Genomic DNA, 13,963 nt, shown 5'->3' on the forward strand with positions numbered 1-13,963 from the left:
CGGTCGCTGCCGGCGGGGGCGGTGATCTGCCCGGCGCGGACCTTGCGGTTGTACTCGTCGACGTGCCGGCAGCCGTGGGCGGCCATGTCGTCGTAGCGCATGTCCATCTCCCGCACGACCCACTCCAGGGCGTCGGCGGCCTTACGGGCGTTGGTGATGATCGGGGTGACCAGGTGCGGAAGTCCCTCGTAGGCGGTCAGCTCGACGCGCTTGGGGTCGATCAGCAGCAGCCGCACCTCCTCGGGGGTGGCCCGCGTGAGCAGGGAGACGAGCAGGGTGTTGAGGCAGCCGGACTTGCCGGCGCCGGTGGCGCCGCCGATGAGGATGTGGGGCATGGCCGCGAGGTTGGCGGTGACCGCGCTGCCGTCGATGTCCTGGCCCAGACCGACAAGGAGCCGGTGCTGGTCGCGGGCGGCGGAGCGGATGACGTCGCCGAGGGTCACGATCTCCCGGTCCGGGTTGGGCAGCTCCACCCCGACGGCGCTCTTGCCCGGGATCGTGTCGAGCATCCGCACGTTCTCGGTGCCGACGCTCAGGCCGAAGTTCTTGGCCAGGCCGGTAACCTTTTGGACCTTCACGCCGGGGCCGAGGGTGATCTCGTAGCGGGTGACGGTCGGTCCGCGGCGCGCACCGGACACCTTTGCGGCGACCTTGAACTCGTCGAGAACGCCCTGCAGCGCCATCCAGCCGGCGTCGCCGGGTCCGACGCGGCGGCGGGTGGACTCGCCGGCGGCGAGCAGGCTCACCGGCGGCAACTGGTAGCCGCCGGCCGTCGTCGCCGGCGATACCGCCGCGACGGTCGTGGTGGCCGGGTCGGCCGCCCGGCGCGGTCGCGGCGGGCGAGACGCGGATTCCTCGGAATCACCCGGAGCGGCGGGCGTGGCAGCCGTCGGCGTAGCGGTGGTGGCCGTCGGCATGGCGGTGGTGTCGTCCTGGTCGACGTCGTCCTCGTCGTCGGCGTCGATGAGGTCGATAAGGTCCGTCGCCGGCGACGCGGGGGTGCGGCGGCGCAGAGCGGCGATGCTGGTCGCCACGGCGACCGGGGTGATGCCGGTGAGGGCGGTCAGGCCGGCGGCGACGAGTCCGATCAGGATCGGCGCGGCACCCCATGCGCTGAGCACGAGGTCGAGAGCACCGGTCAGGCGGCCGATCAGCCCGCCCGCGCCGGGCGCGGCAAGGTCGAGTAGTCCGCCGAGGCCGGCGGCGATCCCGAGGGTGCCGGCGGCCTGGGCGAGGGTGCGGACGGTGTGGGTGCCGGCGGGGTGGCGCATCACCTGCACGGCGAGCCAGATCAGCGGGAGCGGCGCGAGCGGGGCGAGTCCGCCGAGCAGGGCGTCGGTGATGGCGGCCGGCACGTCGAGGATCCGCCCAAGCGGTCCGGCGGGGTTGGTCCACTGCGCGGCGGCGACGGTCAGGCCGGTCAGCAGCAGGGCCAGGCCGGCGTGGTCGTGGCCGGGCAGGTCCACCTCGGGGGTGCGGTGCGGGCTGGGCAGGCGGCGGGCGAGACGGCCGGCGCCACGGGCGGCGCGGTGCCAGGTGGCGCGGGTGGCCACACCGCACCAACGGGCGATTGCGGCGCCGTGGTCGACCTCGGCCTTCTTGTTCGCGCTGCGGCGGCGGGTGGTGCTGGCCATGGGGGTCTCCTTGTCCGGGCGGGAGTGGGTGCGCGGCAGGGGCAGGGGGGTGGGCTTGGCGGCCACCGCGATGGCCGGACCCGAGGGGCCGGCCGTCACGGCGGCGGTCAGGCCGAGATGGTGAAGGGGCCGCCGCGCTGGGCGGGCGGGGTGATGCGGCCGGCGTCCTTGAGTCGGCCGAGCAGGGCGTAGAGCTGGGACTGCTCGACGGGGCAGTCGGGGCGGTCCAGCAGCGCCTGGGCGGAGGCGGGTCCACGGCGCAGGCACGCCAGCACCCACTCGGCGGGGGTGGGCGGGGTGACCTGCTCCACCACCGCGGTGGTGCTCTTGCGGCCACCACCGCCGAACGCGGCGCGCAGCCGGTCCACGGCGCTGCCGCCGCCCGTGGTTGTCTTGGCGGTGGTGGCCGGGGCGCGGTGGCCAGCGAGCACGATCGGGCTGGCCGGGTCGACTGCCGGGACCTGCCACTGCACGGGCACGCGGGGGCTGGTGGCGGCCACGGCGGCCTCGTCGAGGTTCGGGACGCGGCAGATCATGCCGACGCGGTTGCTGTTGCGCAGGTAGCCCATGCCGGCGGTGGTCTGGCCGTCGATCTCGGCGGGCAACGCGAACGGGTCACCGACGAAGTCGTCGGGCAGGATCGTCGAGCCGCTGCCACGGTTGGAGATCCGCAGCACGAAGGCGTTGCCGGCGACCACGGCGTCACGCAGACGCACCGACCCGCCAAGGGACTTCATCTGCGGGAGCTGGGTGGCCAGCACGAGGCCGCAGCCGGTCTTACGCATCGTCTCGGCGGCCTGCTCGACCACGCCGACGATCGGCGTGTTCGGGATCAGCACGAGCTGGCACTCGTCGATGACGACGACGAACATGCGCAGGCCGAGGGCCTTCACGCGGGGGTCGTCCTCGTCGAATGCCTCGACGCCGGCGCCAGCCAGCAGTTCGCTGCGGCGCATCACCTCGGCGTGGAACCGGCGGGCCAGCAGGGCGGTCGCCTCGACGCCGGGGTGGTACTCCACCGTGTCTTTCCAGGCGGGCAGGCTCTGCCCGTTCTGCGGGTCGCCGACGGCGACCTGCACCCCCGCGTCGAGCAGATTGGCGATCAGCGCGCCCAGGGCGCGGGACTTGCCGGTGCCCATCGATCCGACGATCAGACCGCCGAGCACCCCGAAACGCGGCCGGGTCAGCACCCAGTGGCCGGGAGAGCCGTCGCTGAAACGAGCGATTTCGAAGCGGCCGTTGGCGTAGGTGGGGCCGGTCCACGGCACCCCGCCGGCGATGTAGGACCGCTCGACGAAGATCACCCGCAGCCACGCCCGCTTGCCGGTGTTGCGCCACCCGACGGCGCCCTCGTCGAGGTCCAGGGCGACCTCCACGTCCGGGCCGGTCTTGACCAGCGGGCCCGGCTTCGTGCCGGGAGCCAACCGCACGAGGGCCTCGACAACTCCGGGGCGGGGCGCGACCGCCTGCACCAGCGTGGTGCCCTCGCACACCTTCGCGGGCAGCACCTCGTGCTCCCAGCGGTGCTGCCAGTGCGCGGTCAGCGGATCCACCTCGGCCGGCACGTCGGCCACGGCCGGGGCCGGGGTCGGCTCGGGCTGTGGCGGGCGCTGGCGCAGGTGGTACCACCACGGCCAGCCGAGCACCGCGCCGGCGAGCGTCGGCACGAACATGGTCAGCGTCGGGTGGGCGGCCATGGCGGCTGGGCCGCCGGCGGCGACCGTGGCGACGGCGCACACGCCGAGGACCACGGCGATCGCGGCCCGCCACGCCCGCACGGTGCGGGAGCGGGCCCGCCACCCGACGGCGGTGGCGGCGATGGCCAGGGCGAGGATCGCCACCGTCTGCCACGACACCCCAAGGGGGCCGGCCACCCAGGCGACGACCAGCTCGGCGGCGACCCAGTAGGCCGGCAGCAGCCGGCGCCAGCTGCGCTTGACCAGCCACGCCACCGCGTAGGCGGTGACGGCGAGCAGGGCGGTCAGGGCGTGGCCGAGCTTGGCCAGGCGCTCCGAGCGAATCTCCTGAGCGGTCCGGGTCGTCATCGCGGGCTCCTCATGCGTCGGGGCTGGCAGGCGGTGCGAGAGAGGGGGAGGGGCTGGGCCCCGGGGCGGTGACCGCCCCGGGGCCCGGGGTGGGTCGGGTCAGCCGACCAGGACTTCCTTGCTGGCGACGTTGCCGCCGGCGTCGGCGACGGCCTCGGCGACCTGGCCGTCCTTGGCGTTGAAGTCGCCCAACGCGGCCTGCAGCTCCTCCTGGGCGCTGTTCAGTGCCGCGTGGGCGGCGGCAACCTGCTCGGCGGCGTCGCGCAGGTGCGCGACGGTCGAGGCCGCCATCTCCAGGGACTCGTAGCGGTCGGCGGCCTCGGTCAGCACGCCGGCGATCCCGCCGATCGTCTCGGCGTTCTCCCCGGCGGCCTCGGCCGCAGCGGTGAACGCGGCGCGGATCTCCTCCGGACCAGTGGCTTCCAGGTTCACGGTCATCTCCCTCAGTTGCTCGGTGGTGCTTGAACCGGCCGCCGGGTCGGCGGTCGGGTGGTGCTGGTCGTCCCCGGCGTCGGTGCCGGTGGTCTTGTGGTCGTCGCAGTACGGGCCCTGCGGGCCGCCAGCGGGGTTGTCGCACCACTGGTCGAGAAAGCCCTCGCGGACCTCGCGGTGGGCGCACTTGCCGTACAGCTCGGAGCGCAGCCGTTCCTGGTCGCCCTGGGTGACCGGGGTGGTCGGCGCCGGGGTGTCGGCGGCCGGGGGGCAGGTGTGCTGGGCGGCGGCGGCCTCGGCGGCGGCCAGTGAGTCGAAGCCCGCCCGGCGGGCGCGGCATCGCGGGCACACCCACTGGTAAACCGGGCCATCGGACGGCGGATTGGGGACCGCACGGAGCCGGCTGTCGTCCGCACCGCATCGGGGACAGCTGTGCGGCATCTCGGCGGTGACGCTGGTCTTCCCGCACCGGTCGCACTTGGTGTGGTGAAACCGCTGCGGCCACTCCTGCGTCGGCTTCGGCATCGGCGGGGCGGGGTCGGCGGGCACCGGCTGCGCCGCCTGGGCCGGCTGCTCGGGCTGCCCGGCGGCCTCCGGCGTCGCCGGCTCCTGGGCGCCGCCCGGGATCACCCGCAGCGCGGGGCGTCGCGGTTCCTGCTCGCCGGCGTCGACGTCGGCGGCCGATTCGGTGGAATCGGTGTCGCTGTCCTGGGCAGCCTCCTTCTCCCCGGTGTACTGCTCGGGGTGCTCGGTGCGGGTGTGCTCGCGGCCGGCGCCCTGGGCGTTGGCCTCGATGCGGTACGGGCGGCTGGACCAGCCGCACAGGTCGCAGTCGGCGTACCAGCGGCCGTCGTCGTCGACGTCGACCACGACACCGTCGACGGCCTGGGCGCCGCGCTTGCGGGCCACCGCACGGCGGCGGCGGGCCCGGGCCCGCTCGGTGGCGTCCTCGATCAGCCCCGCGAGGTAGCCGTCGGCCGCCGCGACCGCGCCGCCCGACCGGCCACCGGCACCCCCGCCCGCGCCGTCGGTGCTCTTGCCGTCACCGGTGGCCTTCTGTCCGGCGGCCTGGCGGGCGCGGGCCTGCCGGCGCGGGGACTGCTTGCCGCGCACCGCGTACGCGGCGTCCTCCAGCAGCAGCACGGCGATCTTCGCCACCGCCAGATAGACCAGGATGTCGAAGAAGATCACTGGACCACGTCCCGGATGGTCGAACCGAGACCGCCAATGATCATCGGCAGCAGCAGGGCGCAGGCGAGTGCGGCGTGGGCCAGCTTGGCCTTGCCACCGCCGCCGCCCTTGCCGGCCGCGCCCTTGCCGCCGCCGACGCTCTTGCCGCCGCCCTTGCCGCGCAGGAACACGACCACGACGATCCCGAGCGCGAGTCCCAGCGCGGTGGGAAGGGCCAGGGCGACCTGCTTGGTGTCCTGACCGATCCAGTCGCCGATCGGCTCGGCGACAGTGGTGATGCCCTTGGCGAGCCACTTGTTGACCTGCGTGACGACGACACCGGCGAGCAGCGCGCCGACCACCAGACCGACGACGACCCGCAGGCGGGGAGTGAAGTGGAAGGCGATCGACAGGCCGATGTAGACGAGTCCGCCGAGCACGATCAGTGCGCTGGTCATGACGGGTGCTCCTCTCAGAGGGTTCGGGTTGCGAGGAAGACCGCAGCTACCGCGGCGGCGGCCAGCGATCGCAGGGGATGGGCCAGAACCCACGAGGCCAGGTGCAGCAGGCCGCGGGGGATGAGCACGAGCACCGCCCAGCAGGCCATCGCGATGGCTTGGGCGTCCTGGCCGTCGCGGGCCTGACCGGTCAGCGCGACGAGGTCGGACAGCGGCTCCGGGGAGCCGGTCCACACCGCCGTGACGCTCTCCCAATCCCCCGGAACGTCACGCAGAGCAATTCCGATGCCGGAGTTGGGGCCGGAAGAGGTCGGTCCGTTGTGTGCGGGTTCGTCCTGGTTGGATTCCGGTAGGGGAGGGGTCGGAAGGGCCTCTGACCGGTGCGGAGCGAGGGAAACGACGTCCGCCTCACGCCGGAACGGAATTCGCGGCATCGGTGACGGTTGGTAGTTCTCCTCGGCGGGTTGGGCGCTCACGGGATCACCTCCATCAGGTGCGGTTGGTGCAGGTCGAAACGGGGTCGCATGGGGTTGTTCCTGCCTGCCGAGGGGTGGGGCCACGGCACTCGACCCGACGTCGTCGGCGGATCGAGCACCGTGGGCTCACCGGCTCACGGCCGCCGGGCTGTGCGCGCGGCGCTGGCCGGTCGGCTCACGCGACGCGACCGCTGGTGAGTTCGAGGACCTGGTCGACGATTTCCGCCGGCACGGCGTTGAGGACCCGGCTGATCGTGCGCTCGGAAATGCCGGTGATTTCCTTCAGCGCGGTCTGGGTGGCGTTCCGGTTTTCCGCCCGGGCGGCCAGGATCAGCGCCACCGTTTCCGGTCGGACCTTGTCCACCTCGGGCAGGTTGGCCGGCAACTGAGCCGGAACCGACGCCAGAGATTTCCGGGCGACGGGCCGCGCAATTTCCGGCTGCCGCCCCCCGCTGGTTTCCGCCTTCTCCTGCGCCCTGGCGAGGGCGCGACGGGTGCGCTCCAGCTCGTTGGCCACCACGTCGCGGGCGTCCTTGATCGCCTGGCTCTCCTGCTCGGCGAGGGCCCGCGCGGTGGCCTGCGCCTCGGCGAAGCGCTGCGCCTGGTCCAGCTGCGCCCGCAGCGCCCGCACCGTCTCGTCCAGCTCGGCGACCCGGTCCTGGGCGGCCTGGTTGGTGTAGCGGGCCTCCGCCAGGGTCTGCTGGTAGTCACGTTCGGCCTGCTCAGCAGCCTCGGTGAGCACCCGCACCTGCTCGGCGGTGGCCTGCTCGGTCAGGGCCCGAGCGGTAGCGGCGCGGTCCGCGGCGTCGCGGGCCTCGGCCAGCCGACCCTCGGCCACCCGCGCCGCCTCGACCGCGGCGGCAGCCCGCTGCTCGGCGACCCGGGCGGCCTCACGAGCCTCAGCGGCGGCCTGGGCGTGCTCGGCGATTTCCGCCTCCGTGACGGCCTCGACTTCCGCCCGCGTTTCCGCCTCCGAGCGCGCCCGCGTTTCCGCCTCGGCCGCGCGGGTTTCCGCCTCGACCCGAGCAGCGGTTTCCGCCTCGGCCCGCGCCGTTTCCGCCCGCGCCGTCTCCTCGGCTTCCGCCTGCGCCCGGCGCGCGGCGGCCGTTTCCGCTCGCGCCGCCCGCACCTCTTCCGCCCGGCGGGCGGCCTCGGCATCAGCCAGGCGCTGCCGCTCGGCCTCGATTTCCGCGTGCTTCCGACCGCCGTCAAGATCTCCGAGCACCAGCTTCGACAGGAACAGGAACGCCAGCGACGGCAGGCAGGCGAGGAACTTCGCCGACCACGACGCGTCCGCGCCGACCGCCGACAACTGCGCCGCCAGGGACAGCACCGCGCCGAACAGCAGAATCACCAGGGCGTAGGACCACAAGCTCTTGCCCTGCCGCAGCCGCTTGCGCAACGACAGCGTCGCCACCAGCGGCACCAGCTCGGAGATGACCGCGTTGGCCCACCCAAACCACTCCGGGGTGTGCTCCGGCATCCAGTGCAGCGTCCAGTCCTTCATGTGCGTGAAGGACGCCGCGAGCGCGGCCAGCATGATCGCGATAAGCACGACCAGCTTGACGGTGTCCTCGACCTTGTCCGCCCGGCTGTCCACCGGCACGTCCACGCCGCTCGGAGTCGTCTCAGTGCTCACCGAGCACCTCCCGTTGGCGCGCAGTCCAGGCACTCCCCATGAGAGCGCGGGATGTAGTAGGGCTGCACGACCTGGCAGGTCGGGCAGGTGCGCCGGGCCCGCAGCGCGCAGCCGATCGCGGCCCGCTGCGCCGGCGTCGCCGTGCGCTTCGGCCGGGCCAGGTCCACCCGGTACAGGTAGGCCGCCCGCACACCACCGACGCCGCGCCACAGCACCTGCGCGGCCACCTCCTGGCCACCCGGCCGAAGCCCCCGCGCCCGCAACTGCCGGCGCGTGGCGTAGCCGGCCGGCGCACCCCGCCACCAATAGGTGGGTATGCCGTAACGGGTGCCCTCCGGGTCGTAGAACGCGGCACGGATCCGGCTCACCGCGACACCTCCCACTCGTAGGAGGCCGTCACGGCCAGGTTCCCGGCCAGCATGAGCAGCGTCGACGTGGCCGCCGAGATGGTCAGCCGGCCGAGGTCGTCAACGTCGGGCGGCGTCTGGTCGAACATCGCCGCGCGGGCCACCTTGATGCCCGCGACGATGTCGGTCAGCGGCAGCCCTTCCGCCGCGAACTGGCCGTGCCAGGCGTCGAGGATCTGCACCGCCGTCGCGTAGGCCGCACACACGCCCTTGGCCCAGGCATGCCCGGCAGGGTCGCTGTGCTCGGTGCGGTCCGCCTCCCGCAGGGCCGTCTCGCCCCGCGCGGCCCAATCGGCGCGTACCTGCTCCGGCGAGAGCACCTCACGGCCGTTGAGGATCAGGCGGCCGGTGTACGACACCACCGTGCCGCGCCGGTCGCTGCTGATGTTCGACCGGCCAGTCGCGCGGATGCTGACACCCGCCAGCGTCGGAATCCGAAGGGTTGGCATCAGCTCTCACCACCGGCCGCGCGGCGGGCCCGGGCCTGCGCGAGCAGCTCCCGACCGAGGGGGTTGAGGTCGGCCTCGTCGACGTCCACGGCCAGGCCGTGACGGCGCTCGTCGAGCCACCGCCCCAGCCGGCCGCCACCAACCACCGCGCCGACCAGGCCGACCGCGACAGCCGGGGAGTAGAGCAGGACCTGCGGCACCTGCTCGGCGTGCTCGGCCAGCAGCCGGCCCGCGAGCATCGCGATCGGGGCCCCCGCGACCGCCGCACCGGCAGCGACCTTCGGCGTCCGCGCCGACGTCGGCCGGTCCGCGAACCGGCGAGACTCACGCTCGTCGCTGATCGCCTGGCGCAGCTCGCCGGCGAACCAGCCCGGCAGCGCCGCGACCGACGCCGCCCGGTGCTCCAGCTCGACGTCCGACGCCTTACGCAGGCTGGTCCGGTAGCTGGCCAGCGCAGCGGCCAGATCCAACGCCTTGGTGGTCGGGGCCGTCATGCCGCACCCCCCAGCACGCGGGCGGTCTCGGTCATCTCCCGCAGCCGCACCACCGGCCGCGTCTCCACTACCGGCAGGTCCAGCACCCGGCCGTACTCTGCGACCTGGTCGCCACCGTTGGCCTTGGCCTCGTACAGCGCGAGGTCCGCCGCGCGCAGCACCCGCGACGGCTCGTCACCGACCATCGCCGACACCGCGCCGACACTGGCCCGCACCACCAGCTCCCGCCCGCCCGGCAGCACCACCGGCGCGGCCAGGGCCCGCATCACCTCGGTGCCGAGCAGGTGCGCGATCGGCGCCGGCGACGGGCAGACCAGCACGATCTCGTCACCGCCGAGCCGCGCGACCACCGCACCGTCAACCTCGTCGATCGCGGCCGACAGCCTGGCCGCGACCTCGACCAGCACCGCGTCACCCGCGTCGTGCCCGAACGTGTCGTTGACCTGCTTGAACCCGTCCAGGTCCACGATCGCCACGTCGTAGGGCTCACCGGCCAGATTGGCCAGCGCCGACGCCAGCCCGGCCCGGTTCGCCAGCCCGGTCAGCGGGTCGGTCGTCGCGTCCCGGTGGGCCTCAGCCAGCCGGGCCCGGTCCGCCCGCACCGTCCGCACCGCCCACACGTGCCCAGCCACCGACAGCACCGCAGCAGCCGGGAGCAGCATCTTGTGCGCCTTCACCGGGTCACCTCCTGGGTGGCCGCCGCGTACGCCTCGCAGATCTCGCGTGAGATCCGGCCCCGGTCCTTGACCTCGTAGCCGTTGGCCACGGCCCACTGCCGCATCGCCGCCCGCTGTGCGGCGCCCTCGCGGCGGTTACGCGGCGGCGAGTCCACGGAATCGCTGCGGCCGGTCGCCCGCAGCTCCTGCCGCACCTCAGCGAGCTGACTCGCCAGCTTCTCGGCGGCCTCGGCCAGCTCGCGGCGCCGCTGCTCGGCGGCCTCGCGCTCCTGGCGCGTCGCCTCCTCCGCCTCGACCCGCCCGGTCAACTCCTGCACCAGGCGGCCGATCCGCTCGGCGAGCTGGCGGGTCCGCGCGGCGCTGCTGCCAGCGGCGATACGCAGCACGTCCTCCACGCCCCGAGGGGTCGCCGGCGTGGCCGAGGTGGTCTCCGCAGCGGCCGGAGCCGGCGCGGCAGGGGTCTTGGTGACCCGGATGCCCATCGGCATCCGCTGAACAGGAGCCGTCTGTCCCTGAGCAGCACGCACAGCGGCGGCCCGGTCGGCGCTGTTCAGCGGCGGCGTCATCGTGGTCATGCCGGCATCACCGCCGTCGTCGACAGCAGACCGCGCAGCGCCAGCAGCGCCTTGTGCTGCATCGACTTGACCGCCGCCGGGGTCTTGCCCAGCACCTGGGCGGTCTCCTCGATCGACATCTCTCGCAGGTACCGCAGCGTGATGCACCGCCGCTGGTCCGGGTTGAGTTGCTCGATCCCCGCCATGACCGCGTCCCGGGTCAGGGTCGCCATCGCGGCGGCCTCCGGGGTCGGGGCCTGCTCGACCGGAGCCGCGTCGCGCAGCTCCGCCACCGGCCGCTCGCGTCGCTGGTGCGACGACTGGTAGTTGGTCACCAGGTTCCGGGCGATCGTGGCCACCCAGGCGCCGAAGTCACCGCCCGGCCGCCGGAAGCTGGCCAGGTTGCGCAGCGCCCGCAGGAACGTCTCCGAGGTCAGGTCCTCGGCGACCTGTCGGTCCGAGACCCGCCGGTAGATCGACCGAAACACCTGGTCGACGTACCGGTCGTAGACCAGACCAAACGCCTCCGCGTCACCGGCCTGCGCCCGCGCCACCAGCACGGACACGTCACCGGCGATCGGTCGAGTTGGGGTCTGCTCCGAATTGCTCCGGGCAGCACGTACCCTCATTGCTGGCATCTGAGCCTCCTTGGGTGTGATGCCGCAGCCTCGGCGGGGCCCAATCCCGCCGGGGCCTTTTCTTTGGTCACCGCAGTGACCCAAAAAAGGTTCGAGGTCTGTATGCAGACCTATCAACGTGCGGACAACGTTAAGTCGCCCAACGGTCACAGGTCAAGCTTTTCTGTATGCAGACCTTCAGACGGTCTAGTCTGTGTCCATGAGTACGGGCCCCACAGACGCTCGACCGCTACAAGTCCGCGTCGCTGACGACATTCGGCTGAAGATCGAAACGGGCGTCCACAGCCCGGGAGACCGGTTGCCCACGCTTGATGAGCTGGCGGAAGACAACCTCGTCAGCCTTGCTGTGGCACGCAAAGCGATCGACCTGCTGAAGCAACAAGGGCTGGTCATCACCGTTCAGGGCAAGGGCACCTTCGTCCGGGAACGCCCGTCTGCCCGTCGGCACGGCATTGACAGGTACGCCAAGAGTCGCTGGAGGTCAGGTCAGGCGATCCTGACTGCCGAGGCAACGGCTCAAGGACATACCGCTGGTCAGATGCTGCGTGAGCTAGCCGAGACGCCAGCACCCGCTGTGGTCGCCGAACGTTTCAAGATCCCGACGGGCACCCCGGTCTGGGTGAGACGGCGCACCACCCTCGTTGACGACAGGCCCAATCAGCTCGCCGACTCGTACTTCGAGCTCGGCGTGGTTAAGGGCACGCAGATCCAGGACGAAGACACCGGCCCCGGCGGCAGCTTCGCGCGGCTGGAGGACGCGGGCTACGAGCTGGACGAGATCGCAGAGGAGTGGGCGATCCGCATGCCCACCGGCCCAGAAAGTGTTGCGCTGCGTCTGCCAGCGGGAACTCCGGTCGTGGACCTGACCCGCACCACGTACGACGTCACCGGCCGCCCCGTCGAAGTCATGCTCGCCGTCATCGCCGGCGATATGGTCGAGATGCAGTACCGGTTCAAGATCCCTGACTAAGGCGACTCGTGCACATCACCTACACGGCCGCCACTACAGCGGCACCGAACAGCGCCAACGAAGACCACCTTGCCGTCGGCGACGGGTGGGCCTTGGTCTTGGACGGTGCCGGCCGATACCCCGGTGAGACAGGCGGCTGCATCCACCCGATCACATGGGTCGTTGCCCGACTCGGCATCCACCTCAGCAGTTGCTTAAGCCAGCAGCCTGAGCAGCCACTCACCACGATCGCCCGGTCTGCCGTAGAGGCCACCATGGCCGATCATGATGCGACCTGCGACCTCAGCGACCCCCTTTCACCAGGAGCAACAGGGGCCATCGTCCGGGTTCGCAAGGATCGAATCGACTGGCTGGTGGTCGGAGACTGCGCAGTAGTCATCGACCGAGGGCAGGACGGATACACGACCGTCATCGACGATCGCGTTGATCACCTACCTGATGCGCCGATCGTCGAGGGCCGAGTGCGTACCTACTCACCGGCCTATGTCGCCACCGTGCGCAACCGGCCAGGCGGCTTCTGGGTTCTGGGTGCAGTGCCTGCTGCCGCTGAGCACGCACTGGTCGGCACGCTGCCCCGACCTGCGGCAACCCAAGTCCTACTGTGTTCTGACGGCATCTCCCGGCTAACGGAGCGCTACGGATGGGGTTGGCAGGACGTCATGGCGCTACATCAGTCCGCTGGTCCCGAGTCGCTCATCCGTGCGGTGCGAGAGTCCGAGCACAACGATCCGGATCCACAGCGTTGGCGAGGCAAGCGTCATGACGATGCGACCGTGGTCGTCATACAGGTAACTGACGCCTGATGATGCCCTCAAGGAGCGCACCGATTCTGGGCTCTGTTGCAGCGTCCAGCGGGCCCGACGGCTACCTCACGGAAAGGGTGAGCGGGGCCAGTCGGCGAAGGCGCTGCGCACGGCTTCGACCTGAGCCTGGGTGAGGCGGTAGAGGGCGAAGACAGCATCGGGCAGGCGGTCCAGGCGCCGCATGGCGTCGTGAATCTCGTCGTCGTCGAGAGCAGGATCCGCGCGACGAGCAAGCGCGATGAGGTCGTTGCGGGTGTAGCGGGTCAGCGCGGCAGCGACGTCGATGTAATCGCGGGGTTGGGCCCGGGTGACCATGGCGGCGACCTTGGTGCCGATCACGTCGTCGAGGTGTAGCACCGGCCCGATGTCGAGGGTGACCGGGTTGTTGCTGCGGGCAAAGCGGACGAGCTGCAACCGGACGGCCCGCTCGTCGCGGTGCACTTCGAACTCGATCATGTCGTGTTCGAAGCCGTAAAAGACGTCGTCCAGCTCGGTCGTCTCGGGGATGGCGTCGACCTGGAGGCCGGCATCGGTCAGGGCGTCACGGACGAGCTCGCTGGCGGCGGTGACGCCACCGTCGACGTCGGTGAACAGGTCGACGTCTTCGGTGGGGCGGGCTCCGATGCCGTGGGCGATGAGGGCTTGACCTCCAGCGAGGGCGAAGCCGTGCCGGCTGGCTGCGGTGAGCGCGATGCGCGCTACGTCCTGCTGGAACGGGTCCGGCGTCGGCGGCATCAGGCAGCGATACCTCGGGCGCGTAGTACGGGATGCCGCTGTTCCCAGGCGTGCCGGACGCCACGGGGCAGGTAGAGCTGGGGCCACAGCCGGGTCAGGGTCGGACCATGTAGCCAGGCGCGAAGCTCGTCGACCTGAACGGCTTCGGTGAGGACCGTCTCGTACATCCAGGTGAGGAGGCCGGGAGCGTCAAGGTCGACACGGCGGTCGGCCTGCCAAAACAGCCGATGGGGCAGTTCGATGGTTCCGCTGGTCGGTCCGCGCAGCTCGCCGAGGTCGGAGGCCACGACCGGCAGGCGCCCAGGGCGGGCGTACAACGCCCGTGAGCTGCGCGCGGAGCGGATCGGGTCCATGCCTACAGCGTAAACCGTGCAAGGCCTGG

16 protein-coding genes are annotated in these 13,963 nt (G+C 72.2%); 2 read left to right on the forward strand and 14 right to left on the reverse strand.

Annotated elements, in window-relative coordinates; translation table 11 throughout:
* The 12 genes from GA0070608_RS00005 to GA0070608_RS00060 all read right to left on the reverse strand — a co-directional run.
* Positions 1–1,634, reverse strand: a 1,634-nt coding sequence (locus GA0070608_RS00005) for a DNA translocase FtsK (protein WP_141719372.1), incomplete at its 3' end; no start/stop codon positions are given.
* A gap of 107 nt (positions 1,635–1,741) precedes the next feature.
* Positions 1,742–3,679 carry an ATP-binding protein gene (locus GA0070608_RS00010; protein ID WP_091619423.1) on the reverse strand — a complete coding sequence of 646 codons (1,938 nt, stop codon included), beginning with the start codon at positions 3,677–3,679 and terminating at the stop codon, positions 1,742–1,744.
* A 99-nt stretch (positions 3,680–3,778) separates the two neighbouring features.
* Positions 3,779–5,302, reverse strand: coding sequence for a hypothetical protein (locus GA0070608_RS00015; protein ID WP_091619427.1), 1,524 nt, complete (start codon positions 5,300–5,302; stop codon positions 3,779–3,781).
* Positions 5,299–5,739: a hypothetical protein gene (locus GA0070608_RS00020; RefSeq protein WP_091619431.1), complete on the reverse strand. Its 441-nt coding sequence runs from the start codon at positions 5,737–5,739 to the stop codon at positions 5,299–5,301. Before GA0070608_RS00020 ends, GA0070608_RS00015 begins: the two co-directional genes overlap by 4 nt.
* 14 nt (positions 5,740–5,753) lie before the next feature.
* A complete protein-coding gene (locus GA0070608_RS00025) occupies positions 5,754–5,975 on the reverse strand; it encodes a hypothetical protein (protein WP_091619434.1) in 222 nt (73 codons plus the stop codon).
* Positions 5,976–6,390: 415 nt separating this feature from the next.
* Positions 6,391–7,827, reverse strand: coding sequence for a hypothetical protein (locus GA0070608_RS00030; RefSeq protein ID WP_245715628.1), 1,437 nt, complete (start codon positions 7,825–7,827; stop codon positions 6,391–6,393).
* Between the two features lie 23 nt (positions 7,828–7,850).
* Positions 7,851–8,222 (reverse strand): RRQRL motif-containing zinc-binding protein, encoded by a 372-nt coding sequence (locus GA0070608_RS00035; protein WP_091619438.1) that lies wholly within the window; start codon positions 8,220–8,222, stop codon positions 7,851–7,853.
* Positions 8,219–8,710 carry a hypothetical protein gene (locus tag GA0070608_RS00040; protein WP_091619442.1) on the reverse strand — a complete coding sequence of 164 codons (492 nt, stop codon included), beginning with the start codon at positions 8,708–8,710 and terminating at the stop codon, positions 8,219–8,221. The genes GA0070608_RS00035 and GA0070608_RS00040 overlap by 4 nt, the downstream gene beginning before the upstream one ends.
* Positions 8,710–9,204 (reverse strand): hypothetical protein, encoded by a 495-nt coding sequence (locus GA0070608_RS00045; RefSeq protein ID WP_091619446.1) that lies wholly within the window; start codon positions 9,202–9,204, stop codon positions 8,710–8,712. The genes GA0070608_RS00040 and GA0070608_RS00045 overlap by 1 nt, the downstream gene beginning before the upstream one ends.
* Positions 9,201–9,881, reverse strand: coding sequence for a GGDEF domain-containing protein (locus GA0070608_RS00050; RefSeq protein WP_091619449.1), 681 nt, complete (start codon positions 9,879–9,881; stop codon positions 9,201–9,203). The genes GA0070608_RS00045 and GA0070608_RS00050 overlap by 4 nt, the downstream gene beginning before the upstream one ends.
* Entirely contained in the window at positions 9,878–10,456 is a 579-nt protein-coding gene (locus tag GA0070608_RS00055; protein ID WP_245715629.1) for an Lsr2 family DNA-binding protein, read from the reverse strand. The genes GA0070608_RS00050 and GA0070608_RS00055 overlap by 4 nt, the downstream gene beginning before the upstream one ends.
* The gene (locus GA0070608_RS00060; RefSeq protein ID WP_245715630.1) at positions 10,453–11,073 is read right to left on the reverse strand and encodes a sigma-70 family RNA polymerase sigma factor; all 621 of its coding nucleotides are present in this window, start codon (positions 11,071–11,073) and stop codon (positions 10,453–10,455) included. The genes GA0070608_RS00055 and GA0070608_RS00060 overlap by 4 nt, the downstream gene beginning before the upstream one ends.
* 199 nt (positions 11,074–11,272) lie before the next feature.
* Between GA0070608_RS00060 and GA0070608_RS00065 the strand changes: the two genes are divergently transcribed.
* Both GA0070608_RS00065 and GA0070608_RS00070 read left to right on the forward strand, forming a co-directional pair.
* On the forward strand, positions 11,273–12,043 hold the full coding sequence (locus GA0070608_RS00065) for a GntR family transcriptional regulator (protein WP_091619667.1): 771 nt from the start codon (positions 11,273–11,275) through the stop codon (positions 12,041–12,043).
* 8 nt (positions 12,044–12,051) lie between these two features.
* Positions 12,052–12,846 carry a protein phosphatase 2C domain-containing protein gene (locus tag GA0070608_RS00070; RefSeq protein ID WP_091619456.1) on the forward strand — a complete coding sequence of 265 codons (795 nt, stop codon included), beginning with the start codon at positions 12,052–12,054 and terminating at the stop codon, positions 12,844–12,846.
* Positions 12,847–12,912: 66 nt separating this feature from the next.
* On the opposite strand, the gene GA0070608_RS00075 is transcribed toward GA0070608_RS00070, so the two are convergent.
* Both GA0070608_RS00075 and GA0070608_RS00080 read right to left on the reverse strand, forming a co-directional pair.
* The gene (locus GA0070608_RS00075; protein ID WP_091619460.1) at positions 12,913–13,581 is read right to left on the reverse strand and encodes a nucleotidyl transferase AbiEii/AbiGii toxin family protein; all 669 of its coding nucleotides are present in this window, start codon (positions 13,579–13,581) and stop codon (positions 12,913–12,915) included.
* Complete coding sequence (locus GA0070608_RS00080; RefSeq protein ID WP_091619464.1) at positions 13,581–13,934, reverse strand: hypothetical protein; 354 nt, start codon at positions 13,932–13,934, stop codon at positions 13,581–13,583. The genes GA0070608_RS00075 and GA0070608_RS00080 overlap by 1 nt, the downstream gene beginning before the upstream one ends.
* Positions 13,935–13,963: the final 29 nt, after the last annotated feature.

Origin of the sequence: Micromonospora peucetia, from assembly GCF_900091625.1 — a bacterium.
Lineage (GTDB): Bacteria > Actinomycetota > Actinomycetes > Mycobacteriales > Micromonosporaceae > Micromonospora > Micromonospora peucetia.

Excerpts from the sequence above, each read along its gene's own strand:
- GA0070608_RS00010 (WP_091619423.1), bottom strand. The coding sequence starts at position 3,679 with ATGACGACCCGGACCGCTCAGGAGATTCGCTCGGAGCGCCTGGCCAAG.
- GA0070608_RS00080 (WP_091619464.1), bottom strand. The coding sequence starts at position 13,934 with ATGGACCCGATCCGCTCCGCGCGCAGCTCACGGGCGTTGTACGCCCGC.
- GA0070608_RS00060 (WP_245715630.1), bottom strand. The coding sequence starts at position 11,073 with ATGCCAGCAATGAGGGTACGTGCTGCCCGGAGCAATTCGGAGCAGACC.
- GA0070608_RS00045 (WP_091619446.1), bottom strand. The coding sequence starts at position 9,204 with ATGACGGCCCCGACCACCAAGGCGTTGGATCTGGCCGCTGCGCTGGCC.
- GA0070608_RS00020 (WP_091619431.1), bottom strand. The coding sequence starts at position 5,739 with ATGACCAGCGCACTGATCGTGCTCGGCGGACTCGTCTACATCGGCCTG.
- GA0070608_RS00055 (WP_245715629.1), bottom strand. The coding sequence starts at position 10,456 with ATGACCACGATGACGCCGCCGCTGAACAGCGCCGACCGGGCCGCCGCT.
- GA0070608_RS00040 (WP_091619442.1), bottom strand. The coding sequence starts at position 8,710 with ATGCCAACCCTTCGGATTCCGACGCTGGCGGGTGTCAGCATCCGCGCG.
- GA0070608_RS00075 (WP_091619460.1), bottom strand. The coding sequence starts at position 13,581 with ATGCCGCCGACGCCGGACCCGTTCCAGCAGGACGTAGCGCGCATCGCG.
- GA0070608_RS00065 (WP_091619667.1), top strand. The coding sequence starts at position 11,273 with ATGAGTACGGGCCCCACAGACGCTCGACCGCTACAAGTCCGCGTCGCT.